Origin of the sequence: Ilumatobacter sp. (genome assembly GCF_046290335.1) — a bacterium.
In the GTDB taxonomy this organism is placed as follows: Bacteria; Actinomycetota; Acidimicrobiia; order Acidimicrobiales; family Ilumatobacteraceae; genus Ilumatobacter_A.
The window spans coordinates 132,585-158,845 of record NZ_JBKAGH010000006.1 but is presented as its reverse complement, the minus strand read 5'-3'; the positions used below and the strand labels follow the sequence as shown (position 1 = coordinate 158,845).

The 26,261-nt window shown below is 67.0% G+C and carries 24 protein-coding genes and 1 tRNA gene; 16 read left to right on the top strand and 9 right to left on the bottom strand.

Annotated features, from left to right (window positions below):
* Window positions 1-24: 24 nt before the first annotated feature.
* A complete protein-coding gene (locus ACE37B_RS20100; protein WP_409925121.1) occupies window positions 25-732 on the top strand; it encodes a histidine phosphatase family protein in 708 nt (235 codons plus the stop codon).
* Between the two features lie 38 nt (window positions 733-770).
* On the opposite strand, the gene ACE37B_RS20095 is transcribed toward ACE37B_RS20100, so the two are convergent.
* Window positions 771-1,331, bottom strand: a complete 561-nt coding sequence (locus ACE37B_RS20095; RefSeq protein WP_409925120.1) for an NUDIX domain-containing protein — start codon at window positions 1,329-1,331, stop codon at window positions 771-773.
* Between the two features lies 1 nt (window position 1,332).
* Here ACE37B_RS20095 and ACE37B_RS20090 point away from each other — a divergent pair, with 1 nt between their 5' ends.
* Both ACE37B_RS20090 and ACE37B_RS20085 read left to right on the top strand, forming a co-directional pair.
* Window positions 1,333-2,178, top strand: a complete 846-nt coding sequence (locus tag ACE37B_RS20090) for an EamA family transporter (RefSeq protein ID WP_409925119.1) — start codon at window positions 1,333-1,335, stop codon at window positions 2,176-2,178.
* Window positions 2,179-2,306: 128 nt separating this feature from the next.
* Window positions 2,307-3,818, top strand: a complete 1,512-nt coding sequence (locus tag ACE37B_RS20085; protein ID WP_409925118.1) for a mycothione reductase — start codon at window positions 2,307-2,309, stop codon at window positions 3,816-3,818.
* A gap of 30 nt (window positions 3,819-3,848) precedes the next feature.
* On the opposite strand, the gene ACE37B_RS20080 is transcribed toward ACE37B_RS20085, so the two are convergent.
* Window positions 3,849-4,580, bottom strand: coding sequence for a sulfite exporter TauE/SafE family protein (locus tag ACE37B_RS20080; protein ID WP_409925117.1), 732 nt, complete (start codon window positions 4,578-4,580; stop codon window positions 3,849-3,851).
* A 145-nt stretch (window positions 4,581-4,725) separates the two neighbouring features.
* On the opposite strand from ACE37B_RS20080, the gene ACE37B_RS20075 reads away from it, so the two are divergent.
* Together ACE37B_RS20075 and ACE37B_RS20070 are read left to right on the top strand one after the other, a co-directional pair.
* Window positions 4,726-5,925 carry an aminotransferase class V-fold PLP-dependent enzyme gene (locus ACE37B_RS20075; protein ID WP_409925116.1) on the top strand — a complete coding sequence of 400 codons (1,200 nt, stop codon included), beginning with the start codon at window positions 4,726-4,728 and terminating at the stop codon, window positions 5,923-5,925.
* A gap of 76 nt (window positions 5,926-6,001) precedes the next feature.
* On the top strand, window positions 6,002-7,312 hold the full coding sequence (locus tag ACE37B_RS20070; RefSeq protein WP_409925115.1) for a D-arabinono-1,4-lactone oxidase: 1,311 nt from the start codon (window positions 6,002-6,004) through the stop codon (window positions 7,310-7,312).
* A gap of 84 nt (window positions 7,313-7,396) precedes the next feature.
* Here ACE37B_RS20070 and ACE37B_RS20065 read toward each other — a convergent pair whose 3' ends face one another.
* A complete protein-coding gene (locus ACE37B_RS20065; protein WP_409925114.1) occupies window positions 7,397-8,257 on the bottom strand; it encodes a trypsin-like peptidase domain-containing protein in 861 nt (286 codons plus the stop codon).
* Window positions 8,258-8,489: 232 nt separating this feature from the next.
* Here ACE37B_RS20065 and ACE37B_RS20060 point away from each other — a divergent pair, with 232 nt between their 5' ends.
* Entirely contained in the window at window positions 8,490-10,199 is a 1,710-nt protein-coding gene (locus ACE37B_RS20060) for an N-acyl-D-amino-acid deacylase family protein (RefSeq protein ID WP_409925113.1), read from the top strand.
* 42 nt (window positions 10,200-10,241) lie between these two features.
* Here ACE37B_RS20060 and ACE37B_RS20055 read toward each other — a convergent pair whose 3' ends face one another.
* Entirely contained in the window at window positions 10,242-11,054 is an 813-nt protein-coding gene (locus ACE37B_RS20055) for a hypothetical protein (protein WP_409925112.1), read from the bottom strand.
* A gap of 12 nt (window positions 11,055-11,066) precedes the next feature.
* Window positions 11,067-12,572 carry a hypothetical protein gene (locus ACE37B_RS20050; protein WP_409925111.1) on the bottom strand — a complete coding sequence of 502 codons (1,506 nt, stop codon included), beginning with the start codon at window positions 12,570-12,572 and terminating at the stop codon, window positions 11,067-11,069.
* Between the two features lie 34 nt (window positions 12,573-12,606).
* Here ACE37B_RS20050 and ACE37B_RS20045 point away from each other — a divergent pair, with 34 nt between their 5' ends.
* Entirely contained in the window at window positions 12,607-12,786 is a 180-nt protein-coding gene (locus ACE37B_RS20045; RefSeq protein WP_409925110.1) for a hypothetical protein, read from the top strand.
* A gap of 73 nt (window positions 12,787-12,859) precedes the next feature.
* On the opposite strand, the gene ACE37B_RS20040 is transcribed toward ACE37B_RS20045, so the two are convergent.
* Window positions 12,860-14,215: an acyl-CoA dehydrogenase family protein gene (locus ACE37B_RS20040; protein ID WP_409925109.1), complete on the bottom strand. Its 1,356-nt coding sequence runs from the start codon at window positions 14,213-14,215 to the stop codon at window positions 12,860-12,862.
* A 147-nt stretch (window positions 14,216-14,362) separates the two neighbouring features.
* Window positions 14,363-14,554 (bottom strand): hypothetical protein, encoded by a 192-nt coding sequence (locus tag ACE37B_RS20035; protein ID WP_409925108.1) that lies wholly within the window; start codon window positions 14,552-14,554, stop codon window positions 14,363-14,365.
* Between the two features lie 100 nt (window positions 14,555-14,654).
* Between ACE37B_RS20035 and ACE37B_RS20030 the strand changes: the two genes are divergently transcribed.
* Together ACE37B_RS20030 and ACE37B_RS20025 are read left to right on the top strand one after the other, a co-directional pair.
* Window positions 14,655-15,608 carry a GlxA family transcriptional regulator gene (locus tag ACE37B_RS20030; protein ID WP_409925107.1) on the top strand — a complete coding sequence of 318 codons (954 nt, stop codon included), beginning with the start codon at window positions 14,655-14,657 and terminating at the stop codon, window positions 15,606-15,608.
* 104 nt (window positions 15,609-15,712) lie between these two features.
* Window positions 15,713-15,788 (top strand) — tRNA-Ala (locus tag ACE37B_RS20025).
* Between the two features lie 474 nt (window positions 15,789-16,262).
* On the opposite strand, the gene ACE37B_RS20020 is transcribed toward ACE37B_RS20025, so the two are convergent.
* Window positions 16,263-16,460, bottom strand: coding sequence for a hypothetical protein (locus ACE37B_RS20020; protein ID WP_409925106.1), 198 nt, complete (start codon window positions 16,458-16,460; stop codon window positions 16,263-16,265).
* 350 nt (window positions 16,461-16,810) lie between these two features.
* Between ACE37B_RS20020 and ACE37B_RS20015 the strand changes: the two genes are divergently transcribed.
* Window positions 16,811-17,110: a hypothetical protein gene (locus tag ACE37B_RS20015; RefSeq protein WP_409925105.1), complete on the top strand. Its 300-nt coding sequence runs from the start codon at window positions 16,811-16,813 to the stop codon at window positions 17,108-17,110.
* 432 nt (window positions 17,111-17,542) lie between these two features.
* Entirely contained in the window at window positions 17,543-19,123 is a 1,581-nt protein-coding gene (locus ACE37B_RS20010; RefSeq protein WP_409925104.1) for a class I adenylate-forming enzyme family protein, read from the top strand.
* A gap of 57 nt (window positions 19,124-19,180) precedes the next feature.
* On the opposite strand, the gene ACE37B_RS20005 is transcribed toward ACE37B_RS20010, so the two are convergent.
* Entirely contained in the window at window positions 19,181-20,161 is a 981-nt protein-coding gene (locus ACE37B_RS20005) for a patatin-like phospholipase family protein (RefSeq protein ID WP_409925103.1), read from the bottom strand.
* 91 nt (window positions 20,162-20,252) lie between these two features.
* On the opposite strand from ACE37B_RS20005, the gene ACE37B_RS20000 reads away from it, so the two are divergent.
* The 5 genes from ACE37B_RS20000 (at window position 20,253) to ACE37B_RS19980 (ending at window position 26,233) form a co-directional block, all read left to right on the top strand.
* Window positions 20,253-21,116, top strand: a complete 864-nt coding sequence (locus tag ACE37B_RS20000; protein WP_409925102.1) for an IclR family transcriptional regulator — start codon at window positions 20,253-20,255, stop codon at window positions 21,114-21,116.
* Between the two features lie 360 nt (window positions 21,117-21,476).
* The gene (locus tag ACE37B_RS19995; protein WP_409925101.1) at window positions 21,477-23,084 is read left to right on the top strand and encodes a methylmalonyl-CoA mutase; all 1,608 of its coding nucleotides are present in this window, start codon (window positions 21,477-21,479) and stop codon (window positions 23,082-23,084) included.
* Window positions 23,069-24,601 (top strand): class I adenylate-forming enzyme family protein, encoded by a 1,533-nt coding sequence (locus ACE37B_RS19990; RefSeq protein ID WP_409925100.1) that lies wholly within the window; start codon window positions 23,069-23,071, stop codon window positions 24,599-24,601. The genes ACE37B_RS19995 and ACE37B_RS19990 overlap by 16 nt, the downstream gene beginning before the upstream one ends.
* Window positions 24,594-25,799, top strand: coding sequence for a thiolase family protein (locus ACE37B_RS19985; RefSeq protein ID WP_409925099.1), 1,206 nt, complete (start codon window positions 24,594-24,596; stop codon window positions 25,797-25,799). Before ACE37B_RS19990 ends, ACE37B_RS19985 begins: the two co-directional genes overlap by 8 nt.
* On the top strand, window positions 25,796-26,233 hold the full coding sequence (locus ACE37B_RS19980; protein WP_409925098.1) for a cobalamin B12-binding domain-containing protein: 438 nt from the start codon (window positions 25,796-25,798) through the stop codon (window positions 26,231-26,233). The genes ACE37B_RS19985 and ACE37B_RS19980 overlap by 4 nt, the downstream gene beginning before the upstream one ends.
* Window positions 26,234-26,261: the final 28 nt, after the last annotated feature.

Below are 26,261 nucleotides of genomic sequence, written 5' to 3'. Positions count from 1 at the left end.
GGGGGCCTCTGGCATGCTGGCCCGATGACCGCCACCGCCGCCGAGATCATCCAGCCCGAGTTCACGCGCATCGTCCTGATCCGGCACGGGGAGTCCGCATCGAACGCTGGCCGCTGGATCTCGGGACAGGACAGCTGCGGAGGGCTCACTGCACTCGGCGTCGCCCAGGCGGAGGCGCTTCGTGATCGTCTGGCTGCCGACCCGTCGCTGCGCCCTGACGCCGTGTTGGTGAGCACGATGCCGAGGGCCGTGCACACCGCGGAGATCGTGGCCGAATCTTCGGGGCTCGCTGTCGTCCAGCGGGGGGATCTGATCGAGCGGACGTCGGGCGAGGCGGAGGGCTTGACCATCGACGAGTACGTGGAGCGCTACGGCATGGCGCCATGGAGCGACTGGGATCGTCCCTTGTCGCCCGGCGGGGAGTCAGGTGAGGAGTTCGCCGCACGAGTGCTGTCGGCAACCGACGACATCGTGGCGCAGCATCGCGGGTCGACGGTGTGGGTCGTGTGCCACGGCGGGGTGATCATGGTGTCGGCGGCGCGTCGGTGGACGCCCGATGGGGCATCGACAGCGACGTCGCTCGCCTCGTTGCCGATCGTGAGCCCGGTCAACACGTCGGTGTCGGAGTGGCTCGTCGATGACGACGACGTGTGGCGGATGAACCGCTACAACGATCACACGCACCTCGTCGGCGTCAGCGACCCCGATGCATCCGCGCCCGCCGCGCTCTGACCCGCAAGCGACAGAGTGGGTCAGACCCACTCTGTCGCTCAGCGACCGTCGACGATGACGCGCAGGTGCGGCCACGCCGCGGCGAAGCCAGCGTGGAGCGGCAGGCGTTCGACGTCGTCGGGCGAGAACCAGCCCACGGCATCGGTTTCGAAGTTCATCGACTCCCCGAAGCGCTCGGCGACTCGAACGACGACGGTGACGTAGGACCAGTCGGTCGCCGGGACGAACGCGTACTCGCCGAGCAGTTCGGCCTCCCCCGGAAACGCGCCGACTTCCTCGGTCGCTTCGCGTAGCGCTCCCTCGTAGGAGGTTTCACCTTCGTCGAGCGCGCCGCCGGCGCATGACCAGGTGCCGCCCTCGTGGGCCATGGCGGATCGTTTCTGCAGCATCACGACCGGACCGTCGGCCTCGTCGACGACGAACACGACGCCTGCCGCGCCGAACACGCCCCAGCGGACGTGGCCGTCGCTGCATCGCATGAAACCGTCGCCGGTGCGTCGCTTCGTCACGTCGCCACTGTTGCCGATCGTCGAGCCGGGTGCCAATCGCACCACTCCCTCGCCCCCGAAAGCGTGATCGGCATCGTGCGGAAAGGTCATCGTGCCTGGCACCATGACCTGTGTGGGCATCGTCTACGGGCTGTTGACGTCGCTGTCGATCGGGGCGGCCGACTTCTTCGGACGCCGGGTTGCCAACGCTCGCGGTCCGGTCGTGACGGGTGTGTCGATGCAGTTCGTCGCGATCTTCGCGTCGATCGTGTCCCTCGCGATCGTTCCGAGTTCGTTCTCCGTCGGGGCGCTCGCCATCGGTGCGGTGTCGGGGTTCGGGCTCGGGGTCGGGCTCTGGGGGTACTTCGGTGGCCTGCAGCGCTCGTCGTCGGCGGTCGTCGCGCCGCTCGTCGCGACCGTGTCGGCGGTCGTGCCGTACCTGTATGCCATCGTCCGCGGATCGACTCCGGCGCCACTCGCCGTGGGCGGCGCCGCGGTGGCGATCGTTGGTCTGGTCCTCATCACGCTGGGCGGTGGACGGGTCGCGCATCTGCGATCTGGGCTGCTGTGGGGACTGGTGTCGGGGCTCGGCTACGGGATCGGGCTGAGCGTCGTGATCGAGGCTTCCGATGCCAGCGGATCGTGGCCAGCGGTGGGGCAGCGGTTGGCCGCCTGTTCGTTGATGCTCGCAGCGGCGGCTCGTCTGCGTGTCGATCCGAGACCGCCGGCCGGACTGCGTCTCGTCGCGCTGGCGGCCGGATCCGTCGCAGGATTGTCGACGATCTTCTACCTGCTCGGTGTGGAGGTGGACGCGACGTCGACCGTGGTGACGGCCTCGCTGTTTCCGGCCGTCAGCGTGATCGTGGGCCGTGTCGTGTACGCGGACGACGTGGGTCGGCGTCAAGTCGTCGGGTTGATCGTCGTGTTGGCCGGGGTGATCCTGCTGGCGGTGTCGTAGGTCGGCAGCGCCGGATAGGTCATCGTGCCTGGCACCATGACCTGCCATGACCAGCGCCGGATAGGTCATCGTGCCTGGCACCATGACCTTTGGGAATGAACGACGCCGTGCCTGGTTGGACACCAGTCGTGAGCTCACCTGCAACGAATTCTGCCGCCGGACACGATCAGCACGCGGCCACGGCCGAGCCGTTCGACCTGATCATCATCGGGTCAGGGTCAGGCAACTCGATCCCGGAGTACCTGGCTGATTGGAAGATCGCGATCGTCGAACGAGGCATTTTCGGCGGCACGTGCCTCAACGTCGGCTGTATCCCGTCGAAGATGTTCGTGCTGCCCGCCGACAAAGCGGTCGACGCGCAACACAGCGCAAAGCTCGGCATCGACACCCAGTTCAACGGAGCGGACTTCGCGGCGATTCGCGATCGCGTGTTCGGGCGCATCGATGCGATCTCCGAGGGCGGACGCGAGTATCGAGCATCGGGCACGCCGAACGTGACACTGATCCAGGGGACCGCACGGTTCATCGGCGACAAGGTGTTCCACGTCGACGAAGGTCCGCACGGTCGCGACATCACGGCACCGAACGTGTTGCTCGCTGCTGGCGCGCGTCCCGTCGTTCCGCCGATTCCCGGCCTCGTCGAGACCGGGTTTCACACGTCGGATTCGATCATGCGACTCGACACGCTGCCGGATCGGCTCGGCATCATCGGTGGCGGGTTCATCGCAGCGGAGATGGGGCACGTGTTCTCTGGGCTGGGTTCGCACGTGACGTTGATCAATCGGTCGGAAGGGCTGCTGCGGGGCTTCGACGGCGAAGTCGCCGCTCGGTTCACCGAGGTGTTCGGTGCACGCGTCGACCTGCTGCTCGGTCACCTGCCGACCAAGGTCGATCGCCTCGCCGACGGCACCATCGGCATCACGGTCGGCGGTGAGCAGATCGTTGTCGACGAACTGCTCGTGGCGACAGGTCGCGAGCCGAACAGTGACCTGCTCGACGTCGACGCTGGCGGGCTCGAGTGTCATCATCACGGCACCGTGTTGGTCGACGACACGATGGCGACCAACGTGCCCGGGGTGTGGGCGGTCGGCGACATCGCCAACAACTATCAACTGAAGCATCTCGCCAACGCAGAGGCGAAGGTTGCGTTCTGGAACCTCGCGCATCCCGATGACGCACCGCGCCGGCAGAGCTACAAGGCCGTGCCGAGTGCCGTGTTCTCGAACCCGCAGGTGGCGACCGTCGGGCTGACCGAGGAGGCCGCTCGGGCGCAGGGACGCAACTTCTCCGTCGGCAAGCGTGACTACGCAGGCACCGCGTACGGCTGGGCGCTCGTCGACGAGACGTCGTTCGCCAAGGTGCTCGTCGATGACGACACCGGGCTGATCATCGGCGCGCACATCATCGGGCCGCAGGCGGCGACGTTGATCCAGCCGTTGATCCAGGCCATGGAGCTCGACACGCCAGCCGCCACGATCGCGCACGACGTGTTCTACATTCATCCGGCGTTGAGCGAGGTCGTCGAGAATGCGGTGCTCGAGGCGCTGTCGAACGAGGAATCCGACGTCGAGCCGGCCTCGGCCGACGACGTCGACCCGGCCCCGCCGCAGACGGATCAGGCGCCCGGTACCGCCAGCTGATCGCACACAGGAACGAAGCGGCCTCGACGTTCAGTCGGGGAGGAGTCCGTCGACGATCAGGCGGATCGCCAAGGCGCTGAGCACGAGCTTGAAGACGGCGTCGAGGCGATCGTCGGTGATCCGCCCGAGGAGTCGCGTGCCGACCCAGGTGCCGACGACGACGCCGACGGCACCGATGGTGATCACCGCGACGTGATCTCGCAGCGAGAAGTCGTCCAGCGAGAACGCGACGATCTTCGACGTGTGCGCGACGACCTGAGAGATGGCCGCCGTGGCGACGAACGCGACGTGTGTCGCCGTGACCGCCTTGAAGAACGGTGAGGTGACCGGCCCGCTCGCGCCGACCGTCGAGTTGAGGAAGCCGGACACCGCGCCCACACCGATCAGCGCTGGATCGGGAAGCCGTTGCCCACTGCGCCAGGTGAGCAGTCCGGGTCGCCAGCCGATGATCAACACGAACATTCCGAGCGCGACTCGGGTGGCGTCGTCGGGGATCGACGTGGCCGCGTAGACGCCGAGAATGCTCGCCGGCAGCACGAGGATCGACGACCACAGGACCGCACGCCATGCGACGTCGCGCCAGAGCATTGCGCCGCGTGACCCGTTCGAGACGAACTGGATGGCTCCGTGGATCGGGATGGCGACGGTCGGGACGAAGAACTGGGCGATCACGACGAGCAGGACGATCCCACCGCCCAGTCCGGCGATCGCGCTGAGGACCGACGTGGCCAGTGCGGCGACTCCGATGACGACGAGTTCCATACGCCAGACCATACAGGTGAGAGACAAGTAGATACAAGTTAAATACAAGTATGATCCGAGTGACGATGCGCCGGGTCGAGCGGCGAGCGCACGAGCGCTCCTCGGTTCGCTACTCGGTGGGGTGGGCGCTGACTAGGTTCGAGGCGTGGCCGAACCGTTCGACGACGCAGAGATCGACGCGATCCGTTCGGTCACACCGGGGTGCCGAGACGAGTTGATCCATCTCAATCACGCCGGGTCGTCGCTGCCCCCGCAGGCCGTGCTCGACGCCCAGATCGCTCATCTGCATCGCGAGGCGACGATTGGCGGCTACGAAGCGGCGATGGAAGCGGCCGACCGCGACGAGGCCGTCTACGACTCGATCGCCACCATGCTCGGTGCGGGGCGCCGTGACATCGCCCGCTTCGAGCACGCGACGGCGGCGTGGAACGCGGCGTTCTGGTCGTTGCCGTTCCGGCGCGGGCAGCGCATCATCACCCACGACCACGACTACGGCGCCAACGCCGTCGCCTACCTGCATGCCGCGGCGCTCCACGATCTGACGATCGAGCGACTGCCCAACGACCCGTCGGGAGCCGTCGACGTCGAAGCGTTGGCCGAGCGGCTCGGCGAGCCCGACGAGGTGGCGGTGGTGTCGCTCGCGTGGATCCCGACCAACGGCGGACTGATCAACCCCGCCGCTGCCGTCGGCGCGGTCACCCGTGCAGCCGGCGTGCCGTTCCTGCTCGACGGCTGTCAGGCGGTCGGCCAGCTCGCGATCGACGTCGACGAGATCGCGTGCGATTTCTTGTCGGGAACGGGTCGCAAGTATCTGCGCGGGCCGCGGGGGACCGGGCTGCTCTACGTTCGTCCGTCGATCCTCGATCGCATCGTGCCGGCGCAGCCCGATCATCACGGTGCGGACTGGACGACGCTCGACACCTACGAGTTCGCTCCCGGCGCGACTCGCTTCGAGCACTGGGAGTACTCGCACGCGAACTGGCTCGGTCTCGGCGCCGCGGTGGACGAAGCGCTGCGGCTCGGACTCGACCGCATCCAGGCGACCGTGACCCGACGTGGCGACGACCTGCGGGCGCGTCTGGTCGATCTCGGCATGACCGTCCACGACGAGGGCCGTGCGACATGCGGGATCGTGACCGCATCGCACCCCTTCGTCGACGCGACCTCGCTGAGCGAGCAGCTCCGAGCGCGCGGCATCAACACCTCGGTGACCCACATCGGCTCGTCGCGCTTCGACGTCGAACGCCGAGGCCTTCCCCCGATGCTGCGCCTGTCGGTCCACTGCACCACCACCACCGACGAACTCGACCGCACCGTGGCGACCCTGGCCGACCTGACGCATTGATCTGCCACCTCCCGGCCGGGAGGCGGGCGCCGAGCTGCACATCAGGCTTCGAGGGGGTGTCGGGTACCGTGGGGAGATGTCGGTACCCACGAGGAACTGGGCTCGAAATCAACGCTGCATCCCCACGGCCGTGCATCAGCCGTCGTCGACCGATGAGGTCGTCCAGATCGTCAAGACGGCCGCCGCAGCGGGCGAACGGGTCAAGGTGATCGCGTCGGGTCATTCCTTCACCGACACCGCGATGACCGACGGGCATCTGCTGTCACTCGACCGCATGGATCGCGTGGTCGGCGTGGGCGGGCCCGACGGCTTCGACGTCCGAGTCCAGGCCGGCATCCGGCTGCACGTGCTCAACGAGCAGCTCGCGCAACGGGGCCTGGCGCTGCCGAATCTGGGTGACATCGACCGTCAGTCGATCGCCGGGGCGACGTCGACGGCCACCCACGGCACGGGAGCGGCGCTCGGCAACATCGCCACGCGCATCGTCGGGCTGCAACTGGTCGCGGCCGACGGAACGGTCCATGTCGCCGACGAAGAGCACGATCCCGAACTGCTTCGCGTCGCACGCGTGAGCCTCGGTGCACTTGGGGTGATCACCGAGCTCACGTTGCGCTGCGTGCCAGCGTTCAACCTTCGTGCGGTCGAGACGATCGAACCGCTCGTCGACGTCATCGGCGATTTCCGCAACCTCATGCACGAGACCGATCACGTCGAGTTCTACTGGATGCCCGGCGCGCGGCGATGCCAGGTCAAGCGCAACACGCGAACCGATCTGCCGGCCGAGCCGCAATCCCGCGCGGCGTACATCAAGGACAAATGGATCGGCGAGAACCTGGCGTTCGGCGCGGTGTGCCGCGTCGGCCGACGCTTCCCGTCGCTTGCGCCGAAGGTCGCCAAACTCGTGATGTCCGCGGCGTCGGAACGAGACCTGATCGACCGGAGCGACAAGGTGTTCTGCAGCCCGCGCAAGGTCCGGTTCCTGGAGATGGAGTACGGCGTGCCGCTCGATGCGGTGCCCGATGCGATCGGTCGGATCCAGTCGCTCGTGTCGACGCTGCCTGTCAAGCCGATGTTTCCGATCGAGGTGCGCGCGTCGGCGCCCGACGACATCCCCCTCTCCACCGGGTTCGGCCGCGCCTCGGGGTGGATCGCCGTGCATCAGTACGTCGGCGTGCCGTACGAGTCGTACTTCCAGGGCGTCGAGTCGATCATGAACGATTACGGCGGGCGTCCGCACTGGGGCAAGCTGCACTTCCAGACGGCGGCGACGCTCGCGCATCGCTATCCGGAGTGGGACACGTTCCAGACGTGGCGTGCCAAGCTCGATCCGAGCGGCACCTTCGCGAACGCGTATCTCGACCGCGTCCTCGGCCCCGTCCGCTCCTGACAGGCGCGCGCCGGGCTCGACGGTCGCGTTGCTGCACCGATCTTGCGGTGGGTGGGGAGTGGGGTGCTGCGATCGTGCCGGCCGTCACGACGGTAGGCATGGCCCTGGGTGGACCGGATCGGTGAGGGTCGCTCGGTGCGCTGGGTCGAGCACCTCCGACGGGAGGTCGATCGCCCAGGCGCTTGCGTCGTTGCGGTTGCTGCGTGCCCAGACGATGCCGACGCCGAATGGACCGGCGGCTGCCGCGGGGTCGCCGGTGTCGGGCGATGTGCCGGTGTCGGACGATGCGGGGACGACGACCAGTGAACCCGAGTTGCCGGGCTCGATCGACGCGTCGATCTCGAAGCCCGCCCGGTCGACATCGCCCTCGCGGTAGATGTCGGTGGTGGAGATGTTGACCGTGCGCACCACGGTGACCACCTCGACCTCGAGCTGGAGTTCGCCACCGATCCACCGCGGGAGCGCGACGACGCCTCGCTCGCCGGCCATCGCAGCCTCGGCGCGTAAGCGGATCGGGGTGCCGATCGGATCGGCCACGCGGAGTAGCGCGAGATCGAGATCGGGATCGAAGAGCACGGGCGTCGCGGTGGTGCGGTTGCCGTCGATGTCGGTGACCTCGATCTCCGTGGCGCCGGCGATGACGTGCGCGGCGGTGATCGCGAGGTCGGCATCGATCATCGACGCCGTTCCGAACCCGACGCGCGGGCCACATCGCTCGGCCCGCAGGTCGAGAGCTGCCGCAGCTGCGGCGCTGTGGGTGGTGTCGTCGACGGCGAGCGCGAGGTCGCTCGCGACCTCCCCGGCGACGTCCCCGGCGACGTCCCCGGCGACCTCCGGGCTGCGCGGTGTCGTGGTGGCGACGGCGCGGGCATCGGGTCCGTCGGGGGAGCATCCCGCTATTGCGATCGCGGCGAGCAACGCAACGACCAGGGTCCGACACGACATCGGGCGAAGCGTAGGTGCCGACGCGAGCCCTCCGTCGAGCTCCCGGACGGGGCCGCGCCCGGGCTGGACGCACTCGGGCCAGCAGTATCGCGGGATCGACGCTGCGCGCGTGCCCCACACACCCCGTCGGATCGACACGGAACTGCAACCGGACTGACACTGGAACCGCTCCGGGTTTTCCTTCAGTCTTGCTAGACCAGTGTCGTCCCACCTCGGCCGCGTTGGGAGGCACGTGAGTTACGACATCATCATCAAGAACGGCACAGTGGTCGACGGGACCGGTGCGGCGTCACGTCGCGCCGATGTCGCGATCGTCGACGACCGGGTCGCGGAGGTCGTCGACCACGCAGACGGCGGCATCGACGGCTCCGCACGGCGAGAGATCGACGCCGAGGGCAAGCTCGTCACCCCTGGCTTCGTCGACATCCACAGTCACCTCGACGCGCAGATCGCGTGGGATCCGATCGGCACGTCGAGCTGTTGGCACGGCATCACCAGCACCGTGATGGGCAACTGCGGGGTCACGTTCGCTCCGGTGCGGCCCGTCGACCGCGAGACGCTCGCCGAGATGATGGAGAGCGTCGAGGACGTGCCACGCGACGCGATTCTCGGCGCACTGTCGTGGGACTGGGAGACGTACGGCGAGTACTACGCCGCGATCGACCGGCTGCCGAAGGGGATCAATGTCGGCGGGATGGTCGGCCACTGCGCGCTCCGCACCTACGTCATGGGTGAGCGTGGGCTCGACGACGCACCGGCGACCGGCGACGACATCGCCGCGATGGCCGCCCTGGTCGACGAAGCGATCGAAGCTGGCGCACTCGGCGTGTCGACCAGCCGGACCTTCCTCCACACCGTCCCCGACGGCCGACCGGTGCCGGGGACGTTCGCCTCCGCCGATGAGCTCTTGGCGTTCGCCGACGTGTTGGGCCGACGTGGGCGCGGCATCTTCGAAGGAGCGATGCGACTCGGCGAGCGTGACGGCGAGGACTATGCCAACACTCGGGCCGAGGTCGAGTTGATGGGCGAGATCAGTCGTCGCAGCGGTCGTCCCGTCAGTTTTGGCTTGACGCAGAGCAACCGGCGACCTGATCTGTATCGGCGAGTGATCGAGTTCGTCGAACACGAGAACGCGAACGGAGCCAACGTGCGGCCGCAGACCACGGCTCGCGGTATCGGCATCTTGTTCTCGCTCGACAGTCGCACGCCGTTCGATCGTGCGCCGGCCTGGCAGGAACTGCGTGAGCAGACCAATGGCCACAAGTTGCAGATGGTGCGGGATCCGGCGTTCCGGACGCGTCTCATCGAGGAAGCCGACACGCACGGCACTCGCGTCGACCTCGAGAACCTGTTCGTGCTGCCGCTCGTTGGTGAGGCGCGCTACGACTGCGACCCCGAGACGTCGCTGGCCGCGATCGCACGCGATCGGGGTGTGAGCCCGGCGGCGGCATTCATCGAGTTGATCATCGATTCGGCCGGCACGGTGGTGGCGTCGATGCCGTTCCTCAATCAGCGGCTCGACGCGGTGGAGGCGATGCTCGACCAGCCGGTCGTGTCACTCGGTCTGGCTGACGCTGGTGCGCACGTCGGGCAGATCATGGATTCGAGCCAGCCGACGTTCTACCTCTCGTACTGGATTCGCGAGCGAGGGCGCTGGGGAATCGAGGAGGCGGTGCGGCGGTTGACGTCCGACACGGCCGATCTGTTCGGTATCCACGAGCGTGGGCGGCTCACGCCAGGTTCGTTCGCCGACGTCAACGTGATCGATCTGGACGAGTTGTTCCTCGAAAAGCCGCAGTGGGCGAACGATCTGCCCGACGGCGCCGGTCGCTGGGTGCAAAAGGCGCGTGGCTACGAGCACACGCTGGTGAATGGTGTGGCGTTCATGGAACACGGGGAGCACACTGGCGCCTTCGCAGGTCGGACCCTTCGCTCTACCTGACCCAACATCCAGGGTCAGACCCCAGGTGTTGAACCGCTGGGGTCAGACCCCAGGTGTTGAACCGCTGGGGTCAGACCCCAGGTGTTGGAGGCGGTCTCGCAGCTCGACGTAAACCTCGTCGTCGGCGAGTGTGATCAGCTCGTCCGCGAGAGAGTCGATCACCAACGCGTCGCCGCGGTACGCCTCGCCTCCCTCGGACCGCTCCGTGCAGCACCACGCCATCGTGTCGGCGTGCTCCCCCCAGTCGCTGCGTCGCCAGCGCCGAACCGTGGCCACTTCCGGTCCCTCGGGGTCGAACTCGTCGGCGAGATGCCAATCGACGCGCAGCGGCAGCTGCCAGCACACCGACGGCTTCCATTCGGTCGGGGACTCACCAGCATCGAGCGCGCCGATGTGGAGCGCGCAGCCTTCGCCGCCGACGAACCCTGGACGATTCAGGAACACGCACGCGCCGTCGACGACTCGGGTGTGGGTCCGTTGCGCGTCGCCGTAGAAGCCGGCCACGGGTTGGTCCGCGCCGTCGGGAAGGTGATCGGGTGCGGTTCCGACGTCGTGGTACTGCCACTGCTCGGGGGTCAGCAGCGCAGCGAACGCCGAGATCTGCATCGACTCCGCCTGGCCCGCTGGCCCGTCGCCGAAGTGGGCGCCCAGAGAACAGCACCCCTGATTGAGCGCCTCGGCCGGCTCGTCGAGGATCCCCTGACAGCCATGCCCGAAGATGCACGTCCAGTTCGACGTCAGAAACTCGCGCTCGAATCGCCAGCGGACGTCACCTCGGTCGATCTCGACGTACACAGCCGTATCGGCAGCCGGGTCGACGGATGCGTTCGTCGAGGGATCTACAGGTTGGGTCACCGGATCACTCGATCATCCGATGTCGGCGAAGTGGATGACCGCGGCGTCGTCGGTGAGCTCGATCGTGCTGTCTCCTGCGACGAGTTCGAGGTCGCGACCGTCGAGCACCACGTAGGAGGATCCGTCGGGAGCGACACTGACGATCGAAGCGCCGCTGCCGTCGACGATCTCGCCGTCGATCACCAGTTGCTGTGGCGACGCGCCGATCAGCGCGACCGCGCATCCGTCGACCGAGGCCGTTGACACGGTGCCGGTGAACTCGGTGACGACGGAACCGTCGTCGAGGTCGATCAGTGTCTTCGGCGAGGCCGTGCTCGTGGTGCCGACCGCAAGACACCGGGTGGCCGACGTGAGCAGGCCCTGGATCGAACCGGCGAGGAACGCCACCTGCGAACCCGACTCGTCGAGCACGACGACGTGGCGGTTGGTCGTCAGCACGAGGCGCTCGCCGCCGAGCGTGGGGCTACCGGACTCGACCTCGATGGTTGCCGTCGGGTTGGTGGGATCGGCGATGACGCCGACCTCGTCGATTCCCCCATCGGCGTCGACGACCCGGATCATGCCGTCGGCGCCGACGAGCAGCATGCGACCCTCGCTCGTCAGCAGCGCGGCTGCGGGCGTGGGAACATCGACCGAGCCGAGTCGATCGCCGATGAGGTCGTAGAACTCGAGTTCGGTGCGGTCACCGGCGCGCTGCGCGGTGACGACACGATCGTCACCGATGTCGACGACCTGTCCGGCGAGCGGGATCGACGCTTCGGTCGTGATGTCGACGACGAACGACTGGAAGCTGCGAGCATCGGCGACCGCAGCGTGTGAGCCGCTCGGGTTGACCCGGACGTCGTTCGCGAACATCAACGGATCGTCGAGGTTGGCGACGTCGCCGATGCTGATCGTGCGGCGCGTCGCGGTGTCGATGACCGTGACATCCCCGCCGACGTCGGGCCCAGCGACCGCGATGGTGGGGTTGTCGCGCGTCGTCCGGAGCGACTGGTCGAGCCCAGCACGACCGCGGGTGGTCGAGCCATCGGTGAGGTCGGTCTGTACGATTCGGCCCGCGTCGTTCATGGTGACGAGGACCTTGCCGACGACCAGGGATTGCGCGTCGAGGAGATCGTCCGAAGCTGGGAAGGTGTCGATGATCTCACCCGAGCCCGGATCGACCGTGCGGATCTCGTCGGCCGTCAGCACGACCGCAGTGTTCCAGTCGGCGCTGGAGAGTTCGCTCGTCGACGATCCGTCATCGCCGCCGAGCAACCCGACGACGACCCAGGCGAGCACCGCCACGACGACGATGCCGACGCCGATCACGATCGCTCGACGGACGAGGTAGTTGGGCTCGTCCCATTCGCCTTCCCACTCGCCTTCCCAGTCGTCGTCCCGGTCAGGTCGGGCCGAGTGACCGGGACGCGGCTCGCCGTCGGGGCTGGTGAGATCTTCGAGGCCAGGCGTGCGCGCACCCACGGGCGGCAGCATCCCGTCGCCGGTGACGGGGCGCTCGGGGCGGCGATCGGACATCGACAGCGATCGTAGGCGCTGTAAGGTCCGGTCGGTGGAGTTCGTGTGCCCCCGATGCCAATCCTCGACGGCCGACGAGTTCTATGGGCCCTGTGCCGCGTGCCGGTCTGCTCTCGTCGCCAAGTTCGCCACCGAAGGCCGCGTGGTCGAACTCGCCGAGTACGAGCCCAAGATGAACGTCACTCCCAACGCCGTCGCCCTCAAAGACGACTGACACCCAACACCTGGGGTCAGACCCCAGCCGTTCAACACCTGGGGTCTGACCCCAGGTGTTGAACGGGTGCGGGTCAGGCGTTCTTGGGCAGCTCGGCGAAGGGTGTGACTCGGTCGTTGTTGGGTTCTTTCGGGAGGCCGAGGACGCGTTCGCCGATGATGTTGCGTTGGACCTGATCGGTGCCGCCGTAGATCGGTGGTGCCTGGGCGAACAGCGCGAGCTCGGTGATCATGCCGAGGAACGGGTTGCCGGTCGCCTCGGTGATCGCGGCGCGCTGGCCGGGTTCGTAGGCGTGGAGCATGCCGTTCGCGCCGACGATGCGAAGGCTGAGGTCGCGTTGGAGGCGCACCAGGGTGCTCATCGACAGCTTCGAGATGTTGGGCATCCCTGGGATGTCGCGGCCCATCGCCCGAGCCCCCTTCACCCGGAGGTTGTTGATCCGGCCGATCTCGGTCATCGAGTGAAGTCGCATCAGATCGTCGCGGATCGTGGCGTCGTCGATCGTGCCGTTCGCCGCCGCGAGTTGGCGCAGCCGACCTGCGAGTCCCGACAGCGCTGCGCTGCCCGCAGCCGGCTTTTTCTCGGCCGGCTTGGTGGTGGTCTTGGTGGTGGTCTTGGTCGCGGTCTTGGTGGCGGTCTGCGTCTTCGCGGGGGCCGTGACGAAGTCACCGGCGCGCTTGTCGAGGTCGCCGGCGACCGTGCCCGGGGTGGCGACGCTCGTCGACTGACTCCCACCACCGGCTCCGAGCCCGGCGCGTTCGAACATGAGCGTCGTGTTGGCGACCGCCCAGCCGTTGTTCTTGCCGCCGATCATCGCATCGTCGTTGACGACGGCATCGGTGAGGAAGACCTCGTTGAACAGCGCTCGACCGGTCATCTCTCGAAGTGGGCGGATGTCGATGCCCGGCTGGTGCATGTCGATGCCGAAGTAGGTGATGCCCTGGTGTTTGGGGAGATCGGAGTCGGTGCGGGCGATGAGCATGCCGAAGTCGGCGACGTGACCACCGGAGGTCCACACCTTCTGACCGTTGACGATCCACTCCTCGCCGTCGCGCTCGGCTTTCGCTTGGAGCCCGGCGAGGTCGGAGCCGGCACCCGGTTCGGAGAAGAGTTGGCACCAGGCACGCTGGCCCGTCACGATGTCACGGACGTAGCGCTCGATCTGTTCGGCCGTCCCGTGGGTGGCGATCGTCGGACCCGCGAGGAGCAGGCCGAGGCCGCCCGGCGCGCTGAGCGCCCCGTGCTGGGCGATCGCGTTCCCGACGAGGACGGCGTCGCCCCGTGACAGCCCTTTGCCGTAGGCCTCGACGGGATACGTGGGCGCGGCCCATCCTGCGAGTCCGAGTCGTTCCCACCATTCGGCGACGCTGAGATCGGGATCCCAGTTGTCGGTCAGCCAGTCACCGATTTCTTCGACGACGTCGCTCATCGACGCAGTCTCACGCGACGAAGCCCGCTGGGACGAACCCATGCGACAGAGTGGGTCAGACCCACTCTGTCGCACCGCGACCCGGCCGCCGAACTCTGAGCGACGACAGAGTGGGTCTGACCCACTCTGTCTGTCGCTGTTCGGGAGTCAGGTGACGGGGGCGGTCGCCGGTGTGGCTTCGTCGGCATGGGAGCCTCGGTGGTCGAGGAAGCCCTCGTGGCCGCAGTTGCAGCGCCAGCGGATCACGGCGCCGTCGGGTCCGTTCCAGAAGCTGATCGCGTTGCGGCGGGTCATCAGTACCCGTGAGTCGTGGGTCGGGCAGAACACGGAAAACATCATGTGGCAAGAATGCGCTGGTCGTTGTCATTCCGCCAATGGCAGAATCGACTCGATGAGTAGAAAAAGCGACATTCCGTGGAGGCAGGAACGCGAGCACCGCGTGGCAGTTCTCCTTCTCGACCGGCCGGCCATGTTCGAGTTGTCGGTCGCCATCGAAGTCTGGGGCAACGACCGCACGGCACTCGGCGTCCCGTACTCGGAGGTCCGTCTCTGCAGCAACGTCGGCCCGGTACTGCAGGTGGCGGTCGGCTGCGAGATCACCGTCCGCCACGGGCTCGAAGCGCTGGACTGGGCCGACACGATCGTCATCCCCAACGGTGACCTGACGACGCCCGCCGTCGACTACGACCCCGAGATGGTCGACGCGCTTCGTTGCGCACACCAGCGCGGCGCTCGGATCGTGTCGTTCTGTTCCGGTGCCTTCGTCCTCGCCGCGACCGGCTTGCTCGATGGTTGCACCGCCACCACGCACTGGGCGTATGCCAAGCAGTTCCGGGCGCGGTACCCAGGGATCGACCTCCGCGAGGGAGTTCTCTACACCTGTGGTGACGGGATGTACACGTCGGCGGGGACGGCAGCCGCGATCGACCTCTGCTTGCATCTCGTGCGAGAGGACTGGGGTGCGGAGGTGGCGAACACGATCGCTCGTCGGATGGTCGTACCGCCCCACCGTGACGGTGGCCAGGCGCAGTTCGTGGAACAACCGGTGGCGGCGTCGGCCGATGTCGAAGGGGACCTTCGTGCGGTGCTGCAGTGGGTGGAGGGGCACCTCGATCGGCAGTTGACGGTGGACGAACTCGCCCGCCGTGCGGCGATGACCCCGCGAACCTTCGCTCGTCGATTCAAGGCCGCAACGGGCACCACGCCGCTGCAGTGGATCCTCAACCAGCGGGTGGCTGCTGCGCAGCGGATGCTCGAGACGTCGACGGCCTCGGTCGACGCGATCGCCGCTCAGATCGGATTCGGCTCCGCCGCAGCACTGCGCCAGCACTTCACGAGAGTCGTCGGCTCGACACCGAGCGCCTATCGCGCGGCTTTCCGCCACGCTGCCTGATCGGCGTAACGGTTTGTGTCTGACACAAACCGTTACGGGGGTGATCGTCGGGGAGCGGCGCCGATAACGTGTCAGCGTTCCGTAGCCGGGACGCCGTGTTTCACGGGGACGTAGCTCAATTGGTAGAGCATCTGCTTTGCAAGCAGAAGGTCGTGGGTTCGATTCCCATCGTCTCCACCATCGCCGGACGTGTTGCAGCCCCTGGTAGCGACGCTGCTGGGGGCTTTCTCGTCGACGGGTTCGGCCCGGCGTGCCAGTAGCAGTGGGCGAGAGAGGCATCCCAGATGGCACAGCGGAGACGATTCGGCTCGGGCCGCAAGCTCCCGTCGGGCCGATACCAGGCCCGTTACACGCACCCCGAGGCGGGGGTCCTGGTCAGCGCCCCGACCACCTTGTCGACGCGAAGGCGGTCGCCACTCGGTTGCTCGCTGAGGCAGAAGCCGATCTCGCCCAGGGTGAACTGCTCGACGTGACGAGCAGCAAGCCTCGATCCACCGACTCGGCTTTGGTGAGCGGTCGTCTGCAGGTGGTGGCGTCGCGGTTGCTGCGTGAAGTCGATCCTTTCGTGGACGGCGCATGGTGAAGCTGGTCTGGACAGGGTCGGGTTAGTGGCGCTTCGTCGGTTCTGCCGTGCGCCTGACCGCAAGGCCCGGGTCAGGTCGGGACGGGTTCGAGCGCGCGGATCGCGTCGAGGATCTTGGTGAACGTGTCGACCCAGGGCCAGCGCGATGGCAGCCGCAGGTTTGGTTGGCCAGCGCGGTTGACGAGGCGGCCGGGCACGGCGAGGAGTCGGGTGCGGATGGTGCGAACCACGATGAGGCAGTCGGTGTCGCGACCGCCGAGACGCCCCAAGTCTGCTTTGGGTCGCCGTTCCAGAAGCCCGAGTCGAACGGGACTGTCAGTTCACGTGTCGGGTCGTCGCGCCGTGCTCGGGTGGCAAGTTCGTTGACGAAGCGCTTCGTCACGCGCTGAGTGTTCGCCGAGCCCTTCCGCGAACGACTGTGCAGGATCTCGCCGGTCCCGGCGAGCAACGGGCGATAGCCGAGCACGTGGGTGTTGCCGAACCCGCCGGCGCCCTGTTTTGCTATGCCGACCACCTCGCAGATCGTGGAGTCGACATCGATCACGGGAGCGCCCGGCGCAGTTTCGTCCGACAATGCCCGCTGGCGCACGATGTCGTTGACGGCTTCGACTTGGCGGACATGATCGAACGTGAAGGACCACAAGAGCATGCCGAGCGTCGAGGGGCCATCACCCGATGCGACACCACCATTTCCGACGCAAGAGCGCGCAACATGGCGGGGCGATCGATGTGGGAACCGCTGGCGAGCACCGGGTTCAACAACGTCAACACCTTGCGACCCGATGCTGCTCTACCGACGCCACCATCGAGACGCACCGTCGAGTTGCTCACCGCTTCGACACCGAGGCGTTCGATCAATGTGGCGGGCAACCACACCCCGGCATTCGCGACGAGATTGTCGTCGTCGAAGGTCGCGTGAATCCGATCCAGGGTCTGCGAGACTCGGTTCACTGAAGGTGTCTCCGGGGTTGTGGACCTGGGCGAGGCAAGAGACGTTCATCGTCCCAGCTCAGGAGACCTCTCACGTGGGTAAGCGAACCGCTACCTCCTGAACCGATCGGTGGATCGAGGTTGAGAGCGGCGCAGTTTGGCGCAGTTTGGCGCAGGCCTCACTACTCTTCCATATAGTACAAAGATTGTCGGATATCTGGAATGTGATAACCTGCGGTTTCCGCAGAGGAGTCGCAGCTGCAAGGCGACGGACGTGGAGGTGTTCAGTGATCGCAGCAGGCCAGGCGGTGCGGCGTTCTGGAGCTGGGATCTCCTTCGTCCACTCATCAGTCATCGCCCGCATGAGTCGCCGCTCGTCTCGCCGTCGACTGGTCGAATCGGCCGACGGAGCGCAGCTGAGATGATCCCGCGACGAGTCGAACCGTTCTCGCCGACGCTGACCGATTCGCGACTGAGGCGATCGGTCATCCACGACATGTTGCGTCGTCAGTCGGCCCGGCACCCGAGGCGCGCCCTGGTCGTGGAGCGATCGTCGGACGGTCGCCGAACGGAGGTGTCCTACTCGGAGTTCGACCAGATGGTCAACCTGGTCGCCACCCGTTGGATCGGGCGCGGCGTCGGCACCGGGTCGGTGGTTGCGGCGGTCAGCGCCCGTGGTGTCGAATACCTGGTCGCCTACTTTGCCGCGCTCCGGTGTGGGGCGACGTTCACGGGTTTCGATCCGGCAGCGACAACGTCGGAGTTGGCGTACTTCGTCGGCCACGCACGACCCACACTGATCGTGTTGGGTGAGCCGGTGCCTTCGTCCGTCCACGCTGCCGTGAGCGACGCAGGATACGACCTGCTCGTCGAACTGATGTCTGAGATGGCCTCGCCTGCGGCTTGGCATACGCCCGAGCCGCTCGTCGACGTGGGCGAGGACGACATCGCAATGCTGGTCTACACGAGCGGGACCGAGAGTCAGCCAAAGGGAGTGATGGTGACGCACCGGGCGTTCACCGTCGCAACGACCTTCTCGTGGGTTCTTGAGGGGTACCTGCGCCCGTGGGATCGCTTCCTGGTGCTCGCACCGCTGCACACCATGGCTGGTCTCGGGACGGTGACCAACATCGTCACCACGGGTGCGACGATCGTCTTTTCCGGTTCCACCGCCGTCGACGACGTGCTGACGACGATTCGTGAGGAGGCAGTCACCAACATGTCCCAGACACCGACCTTCTACCGCCGGCTCGCGGAAGCGCCTGAGTTCGATCCTGCCCGACTCTCGTCGCTCCAGCAGTGCCACACATACGGCGGTCTAGCCCAGGCGTCTGTCTTCGAACACTTCAGCGACGCTTTGCCCGACATGTCGTGGGCGACGTACTGGGGGCAGACCGAACTCAGCCAGCTTGGATCGATCGGGTTCTTCCGCACCCTCGCCGACGTGCCCAACCGTGATGCCCGGTGGATCGGGCGAGCGGTGCCCCACCTCGAGATACGCGTCGTCGATGCGGACGATCGTGACGCAGCAGTCGGCGAGCTACTCGTGCGGTCGCCCGCGGTGATGGCCGGCTATCTCGACGACCCCGCCGGCACCGACGCCGTGACCAGCGGTGGCTGGCTGCGGACTGCCGATATCGTCGAGATCGACGAACACAGCAACCTGTTTTTCCATGATCGTCGGAAGGACATGGTCAAGACCGGCGGCATGAACGTCTCAACGCTCGAGGTCGAACAGGCTCTGATGCGTCACCCCGAGGTCGCCGAAGTCGCCGTGGTAGGCCTACCCGACGCCGAGTGGTCGGAGGCGGTCACAGCGTTCGTCGTGCTCGCCGCCGCCGGGAGGTCGGGCGCAGAGGAGCTGCGTGAGCACTGTCGCCACCTGCTGTCGTCGTACAAGGTCCCGAAGACGATTCGACTGGTTGCTGAGCTGCCCCGCGACAGCCAGGGCAAGGTTCGCAAGCGAGACCTACGAACCGTGCCGGCGTCCGACCGACGGTGATATCCGCAGGCCGGAACCCGTCCCTCTGTCGAGCCGACGGAAACGACGCTCGGCCGGTCAGGCCGCATGCACGGTCTCCAGCGCGGCGCGTGCGGCGTTGCCCTGTAGGCGGCCGGCCGCTGGTGATCTCATCTTCGGATCGAAGGGGTTGAGCCCGATGGCCGCGATCGCCGCGTCGTCGACGGCGATCGTCACCAACGGGAGGTCGGGGTTCTCCCGTTCGAGTCTCCGTTGTGCCCGCTCATCCAGCCGGGACGAGACGATCACGAGCAGCGGTCCGGACGCTGGGCCGCCGGCCGCTTTGCAGGCCGAGCGCTCACCGCCGTCCATCAGGCGGCGGCCCGCGATCGTCACCACCGGCCAAATGCCTGGCACGGCGTAACTCGCCGCTATGGCGTCGACCAGGTCGCAGCCCCATCCACGGTTGAGCACGACCAGTTCGCCGGCGTCGGCGCGCACGGCGGGGATCAGGAGCTGACCACCCACCGGCCAATCCGTGCCGGCGCGCCTCGCTGCGACGGCAGCAGGTCGGGCAGCGTCCGACACCGTTGCGCTCTCGATGGCGTACCGCCCGATTTGACCTCCGTGCCTGCGTGCCTCGGTGCCGCTGGTGCTGCCGGCCACCAGCGAATCGAGGTGCGCCAGGTAGCTGCCGAAGTCGATGTCGGCGCTGAGCTCACTCGTCGTTCGAAACTGGTCGTCGAACGCCCGCTGCAGTCGACCAGTGGTCAGCTGGACACCCACGGTTGCACTCGCGGAGGTGCCGACGACTCGGGCCGATCGTTGCGGGCTCGGTGAGGCGTCACCGAGCCCGATCAGGACGCCCAGTGCCCAGGTGATCCCACGGACGCCGCCTCCGCCGATCACGAGCACCGGGTCGTCGATCTGTGTCGATGGCGTCGACGACCGATCGGGTCGATAGGCGTTGCCGGGCCTGGCGAGTTCGTCATCGCGAGCTTCATTGGGTGCACCTTTCCCGCTCTGTGGCGGCGGTGCACCGAGTCGCCGACGCAGCCGACCGTCGATCAGCGACTGCACGATCCCGATGGTGCCAGACGTCGGGCATTGCGTGTTGTCAGCGTCGGTGGTGAAGATAAGGTTGCCGGACTGCGGCGGGAAGAATTGACATGTGGGACGTGCACTGATCGTGAAGGAGTATCTGGTGGGATCTGGGCCGACCGCGAGCCGATCGCGGGACGACGCGTCGATGCCGGCCAGGAGCGGATCCCAGACCGTCGATCGGGCGCTGTCGATCCTCGAGCTCTTCACCCTTGAGCGACCGCAGTGGACGCTGACCGAGGTGTCGTCCGAAATGCAACTGACCGCGTCGACGGTTCATCGACTGCTGCGATCGCTGTTGGCGCACGAGATGGTGATCATGGAGCCCGTGAGCAAGCGGTACAGCCTCGGTCCCGGCGTCATGCGCATGGCCAAGATGCTGCTCGAACGCGACGACATCCAGCGGGTGTACGACGCGGCCGACCGCTACATGAATCAGCTCCGGGCCTCGACCGGGGAGACCGTCGGTCTTCATCGGATCCTCGGCCAGTATCGGGCGTGCGTTGCCGAGGCGGTGTCGTTTCAGACGGTGCGCACGCAGACCTCGGTCGGTGGTGTGCAGCCGTTGCATGTCGGCGCAGCGAGCAAGGCGCTGATCGCCTGGCTCGCTTCCGAGGAGCGTGACCGGCTGTTGCCCGACGACAGCTTCGAACACCGCACAGCTGCATCGCCGTCGTCCCGCGCCGAACTGGAGTCGCAACTGGAGCTGGTTCGGAAGCAGGGATACGCGACCAGCGGTGGCGAGACGGTTGTCGGAGCGGCCGCGGTCGCCGCTCCGATCTTCGACAGTCGTGGCCGCGTCGTCGCGGCGATCAACATCACCGGCCCGATCGAACGCTGGAATGTTGAGACGATGGCCGAGCACCTCGACGAGCTGCGTGACAGCGTTCGAACAGTCTCCGGTCTGCTCGGATACGTCGGCTCGCTTCCGTAGCCCGCTGTCTGCGAGCGGCATCACACCGAGCTGCCGGGTCGCGTCGGACGACGCGCCCCTCGTGAACGCGTCGGCGGTCCGAGGCTCCTGTCGGTGCCCAGGCGACATGACGGCATGGGGCGAGCAGTGCGGCGGATTGCCGCGCTGTCGCAGATGTCGTTCAGGTCGGCCGCTTGCTGTCGACCATCGCGGCGCGCATGCACGCCGGCCATCCCTGCGCGCACGCACGCCGACCACCGCTTGCTTTATGTGGACGTACTTGGCTCTATTTGGCAAAGTGCTCTACGATGTCTGCCATCAGTCGACCGAAAGGGAGGGCCATGGGGATCAAAGTCGGCGTGCCGGTGTGGGGTGGTGGCGATGGCGGGCGCTAGGCGTGACGACCGCGACGTCAGTTCGGCCGAGACCGTGTCGGGCATCGAGGTTCCCGACTTCGCTGCTCCGGACGATCGCTCGCCTCGGTCCGATCCCGGGACGTATCCCTTCGTGCGCGGCATCGAGCTGGCGCTCTACCGCGACAAGACCTGGGTCATGGGCATGTACTCGGGCTTCTCGTCCGCGAAGGAGACCAACCGACGTATCCGCCGCCTGATCGAGAAAGGTCAGCGTGGATTCTCGGTGGCGCTCGACCTACCGACACAGAACGGCGTCGACTCCGATCACGCGCTCGCACGGGGCGAGGTTGGCCGGGTCGGTGTGCCCATCGACACACTGGCCGATGTGGAGGACCTGCTCGATGGGATCCCCTTCGAACAGGTCGATCAGATACGCACGACGGCGAACGCGATCGGCCCGCTGGCAGTTGCGTTCTTCGCAGTTGCTGCCGAGAAGGCTCGGATCGACCCCACATCATTCCGGCTGCTGTTGCAGAACGACGTGCTCAAGGAGTACGTGGCCCGCGGGACGTACATCTTCCCGCCCGAACCCGGCTTGAAATTCTCGGTCGACGTCATCGAGTACTGCGCCAACGAGTTGCCCAACTGGGAACCGATCGAGTTCTGCGGCTACCACATCCGGGACTCGGGCTCGACGGCGGTCCAGGAACTCGGCGTTGCGATCGCGAACGCCATTGCGTACCTGGACGAGGCGGAATCGCGTGGCGTGTCGATCGACGCGATCGCCCCGCACGTGTTCATGTTCCTGTCGTCCGGGCTCGACCTGTTCGAGGAGGTCGCCAAGTTCCGCGCCGCCCGGTTGCTCTGGTCCAAGCTGCTGACAGAACGGTACGGCGTCAGCGAGGAGCGCTGTGGACTGCGCATCTTTTGTTACACCCTGGGCAGCTTGCTCACGGCCGCAGAGCCGCTGAACAACAGCGTCCGGGTCGCCTACGAGGCGCTCGCCGCAGCGCTCGGCGGCGTCCAGACACTCGCAACGTCCTCATACGACGAGGCACTTGGGCTCCCGTCGGACGAGGCCGTGCACCTCTCCTTGCGAACCCAGCAGATCCTCGCCCACGAGACGGGGGTCCGTCGGGCCACCGATCCGCTGGGTGGTTCCTACTACGTCGAACAACTGACGGATGAGCTCGCCCGCCGGACCGACGAGTACGTCGAGCGCATCCGCTCCGAGGGCGGCGCTCTCGCCGTGCTCGAATCAGGCTGGCTGTCGGCCGACATCGGGAAGTCGGCCTACGAGATCGCTCGGGCGGTCGACTCCGGGGCCCGTCCGGTGGTCGGGGTCAACCTGCACGCGGAGGACGTCGACGCCGACGTGACGATCCGGCCGGCGCAGATACGCGCCGAAGCAGAGGCCGAACAGATCGCGCGACTCCATCGGGTCCGCGCCGAGCGGGATCAAGCGGCGGTCGACGAGGCGTGCAAGCGTCTTCGTGAGGCCGCAGTCGAAGGCCGGAACACCGTGCCTTTCGTGATCGATGCCGTCCGGGTGTACGCGTCGGTCGGTGACATCTGTTCGTCGCTCCAGTCGGTCTGGGGCAAGCCGAGGAGCGCTGCATGGAAGATCTCGTAAGCCTGATCGAGGCGGCCGAGGTCGTCTACGCGCGCCGACCTGCTGCGGCGGATTCGCGCCGTCGCCTCGACGTCGCCGACGTCGCCGACCGCTCGAATCGCTTCGCGCACGCCATGCGGGCGCTTGTCGGAACGGGTCCCGCGAACGTTGCGCTCCTGATCGGGAATCGGACCGAGGCGGTCGAGACGGATGTCGGGCTGGTCAAAGGAGGGCTCGGACGGGTCAGCATCAATCCGAGGTTGGCGGCCGACGAGGTCGAGTACGTGATCGCCGACTCCGGGGCTCGAGTGCTGGTGGTCGATCCCGCGTATCGCGAGGCGATCGACGGTCGGCTCGATCCCAGCGTCACGGTCTTGGCGCTCGACGATTCGTCGCCCGGCGGCTACGAGTCGGTCATGGCGTCAGCGTCACCCACTGCGGCGCGGTACGCCCGCGGAGCCGACGATGCCAGCCTGGTGATGTACACGTCTGGCACCACGGGGCGTCCGAAAGGCGCTGTCTGGACCTTCTCGAGCCGCGCCGCTGCCGTGCGCAACATGCTCCTCAACGAGCTCGACGCCAACGCTGCCCGCACGATGGCCCATGTTGGATCTGTGTCCCACGGGAGCGGCTCGAAGATCCTTCCCGTCTATCTGCGAGGTGGCTGCAGCCTGCTGCTCGAGCGGTTCGAACCCCAGGAATTCATCGAATTCGTGCGGGAGAACCGGGTCACGGCGACATTCGTCGTTCCGACGATGATCCAGATGTTGCTCGATGCCGCGGGACCAGGCGACCGGGAGGCGCTCTCAACCCTGATCCATACTGCATACGGCGGCGCAAAGATGCCGGTCGCGCTGATCCAGCGGGCGATCGACGAGTTCGGCGATCGTTTCGTGCAGGTTTACGGCTCATGTGAGGCCCCGCATCCGGTGCTGTATCTCGATCGCAACGACCACGCGACGGGTAATCCGACCGTGCTGAACTCGTCGGGTCGGCCCGTGATCGGCGTCGCAGTACGATTCGGTGAGGAGCTGGCACTGCCGGTCGAAGGTGCCGAGGGCGAGTTGATGGTTGCCGGTCCGCACCTCTTCGCCGGGTATCTGGGAGCCCCTACCGAGACCGAGGCGTCGTTTCACCACGGATACTTCCGGACCGGAGACATCGGCCGGGTGGTCGCCGACGGGGTCGTCGAGATCGTCGGCCGCGCCAAGGAGGTCATCATCTCGGGTGGCTACAACGTCTACCCGGCAGAAGTCGAGCGGGTCCTCACCGAGCATCCTGACGTGGCGCAGTCGTGCGTCTATGGAGTAGCGGACGACCATTGGGGAGAGATGGTGTGTGCCGCCCTGGTGCCGGTCGCCGGTCGTCAGCTCGTCAACGAAGAAGTGCTCTCGTACTGTCGTGAACGACTTGCCGGCTACAAGCGCCCGCAGGAGGTCCGCGTGTTCGACTCGCTTCCACTTGGGTCGACCAACAAGGTCCAACGCGACGAGGTTCGGCGCCTCCACGATCGGAATGGCAGGTCGGGGGATGTCTGAGCGGGCAGATGCTCCGCCGCTGGTCGCCGGGTTTGCACGGACGCCGTTCGGGCGGTTCGGTGGGGCGCTTCGCGACGTCGATCAACGAGACCTCGGCGCCTTCGCGGTGCGAGCTGCGCTCGATCGGGTCGGTGCGCCGGTACCAGATCAGGTGGTTATCGGTGTCAACTTCCCGGGCTCGAACCGCTCGATTGCGCGACAGGTTGCGCTCAGGGCCGGTCTCCCACCGACGATGGATGCCGTGACCGTCGACCGGGCGTGCTGCTCCTCGCTGACCGCAGCGCGCCTGGCCCTTGCTCAGCTCCGAAACGGTGACCTCGGGCTGGCGGTCGTAGGGGGGACCGAGAACCTGAGCCGCGTGCCGTTCTTTCTCGAGGATCTGAGGTGGGGCCACCGGCTCGGACCCGTCGAACTGCAGGATCAACTTGTGGTCACCTGCCCGCATTCGGGAGTAGCGCGTGCGGTCCAGGCCTCCGACGAGGCGGCCTCGTTCGGCATCGATCGCCGGGAGCAGGACGAGTGGGCTGCTCGCAGTCATGAGCTGTACTGGGAAGCGTTCGATCGGGGCTTCTTCGACGAGGTCGTTCCCGTGGACGACACCGTCCCTGGTGCGCAGCCACTCGGCGCTGACGAGTCGCCGCGCCGCGGTGTCATGCCCGACCGGCTCGCCGAGCTGCCGACGGTCAACGGTAGCTCGACGGTCACTGCAGGCAATGCGCCAGGGCTGAGCACCGGTGCATCGGCGGTGGTGCTGGCCGCCCAGAGGTCGGTGACCGAACTCGCGCTACCCGTACAGGCCGAGATCCTCGGAACCGGCTGGGCGGCGGGTGAACCCGAGGCGATCGGCGCGACTCCGGCGGTGGCGGCGGCCCGGGCCCTTCGCGCGGCCGGTATCGACCTCGGTGAGATCGACAGGATCGAGATCAACGAGGCGTTCGCCGCGGTGCCCCTCGTCGCCACCGACCAGTTGGCCTCCGGCGACCGCACCGATGCTGAGCGCTTGCGTTCCAAGACCAACGTGAACGGAGGCGCAGTGGCGATCGGTCACCCGACCGGAGCGTCAGGGGCGCGGCTTCTGATGACGCTCGTGTCCGGGTTGCGCGAGCGGGGTGGCGGCATCGGGCTGGCGGCCATCTGCGGCGGCGTGGCCGAAGCCGAGGCCATCGTTGTTCGCGTGGATGAAGGAGCGTGCTCATGAACGACCACTGGTCCGCAACATCGGCGATCGGTGCCGGCCATCGCGTCCTGGTCTCCAAATTGGGGCTCGACGGGCACGATCGGGGGGCCCGGATCGTCGCCATGATGCTGCGTGACGCCGGTTTCGAAGTCATCTTGCTCGGGCGACACCAGGTGATCGAGGACGTCGTCGCAGTGGCGGTCGACGAGGACGTCGAGCTGGTGGGTATCTCGCTGTTGTCGGGGGCCCACTCCACGCTCATCCCGGACTTCGTCGAAGCGCTTCGGGCAGCGGGCTCCGATGCGGTGGTCGTGGTCGGCGGGGTTATTCCCGACGAGGATCGTGACCGGTTGCATCAGTGCGGCGTGGCGGCGGTCTTCGGCCCGGAGACGTCATCCGCCGTGATCATCGAACGGGTGGCCGAGTTGGTCGGCGGTGCGGGGTCGAAGCGATGAACCGGACTCGGACGCGTCCCGAGACGCA

Coding starts and splice junctions, on each gene's coding strand:
- ACE37B_RS20100 (WP_409925121.1), top strand. CDS start 25: ATGACCGCCACCGCCGCCGAGATCATCCAGCCCGAGTTCACGCGCATC.
- ACE37B_RS20070 (WP_409925115.1), top strand. CDS start 6,002: ATGTCGGTACCCACGAGGAACTGGGCTCGAAATCAACGCTGCATCCCC.
- ACE37B_RS19995 (WP_409925101.1), top strand. CDS start 21,477: ATGGCGGGCGCTAGGCGTGACGACCGCGACGTCAGTTCGGCCGAGACC.
- ACE37B_RS20040 (WP_409925109.1), bottom strand. CDS start 14,215: ATGAGCGACGTCGTCGAAGAAATCGGTGACTGGCTGACCGACAACTGG.
- ACE37B_RS20035 (WP_409925108.1), bottom strand. CDS start 14,554: ATGATGTTTTCCGTGTTCTGCCCGACCCACGACTCACGGGTACTGATG.
- ACE37B_RS19980 (WP_409925098.1), top strand. CDS start 25,796: ATGAACGACCACTGGTCCGCAACATCGGCGATCGGTGCCGGCCATCGC.
- ACE37B_RS20080 (WP_409925117.1), bottom strand. CDS start 4,580: ATGGAACTCGTCGTCATCGGAGTCGCCGCACTGGCCACGTCGGTCCTC.
- ACE37B_RS20095 (WP_409925120.1), bottom strand. CDS start 1,331: ATGACCTTTCCGCACGATGCCGATCACGCTTTCGGGGGCGAGGGAGTG.
- ACE37B_RS20015 (WP_409925105.1), top strand. CDS start 16,811: ATGATCGAACGTGAAGGACCACAAGAGCATGCCGAGCGTCGAGGGGCC.
- ACE37B_RS20010 (WP_409925104.1), top strand. CDS start 17,543: ATGATCCCGCGACGAGTCGAACCGTTCTCGCCGACGCTGACCGATTCG.
- ACE37B_RS20050 (WP_409925111.1), bottom strand. CDS start 12,572: ATGTCCGATCGCCGCCCCGAGCGCCCCGTCACCGGCGACGGGATGCTG.
- ACE37B_RS20065 (WP_409925114.1), bottom strand. CDS start 8,257: ATGTCGTGTCGGACCCTGGTCGTTGCGTTGCTCGCCGCGATCGCAATA.
- ACE37B_RS19985 (WP_409925099.1), top strand. CDS start 24,594: ATGTCTGAGCGGGCAGATGCTCCGCCGCTGGTCGCCGGGTTTGCACGG.
- ACE37B_RS19990 (WP_409925100.1), top strand. CDS start 23,069: ATGGAAGATCTCGTAAGCCTGATCGAGGCGGCCGAGGTCGTCTACGCG.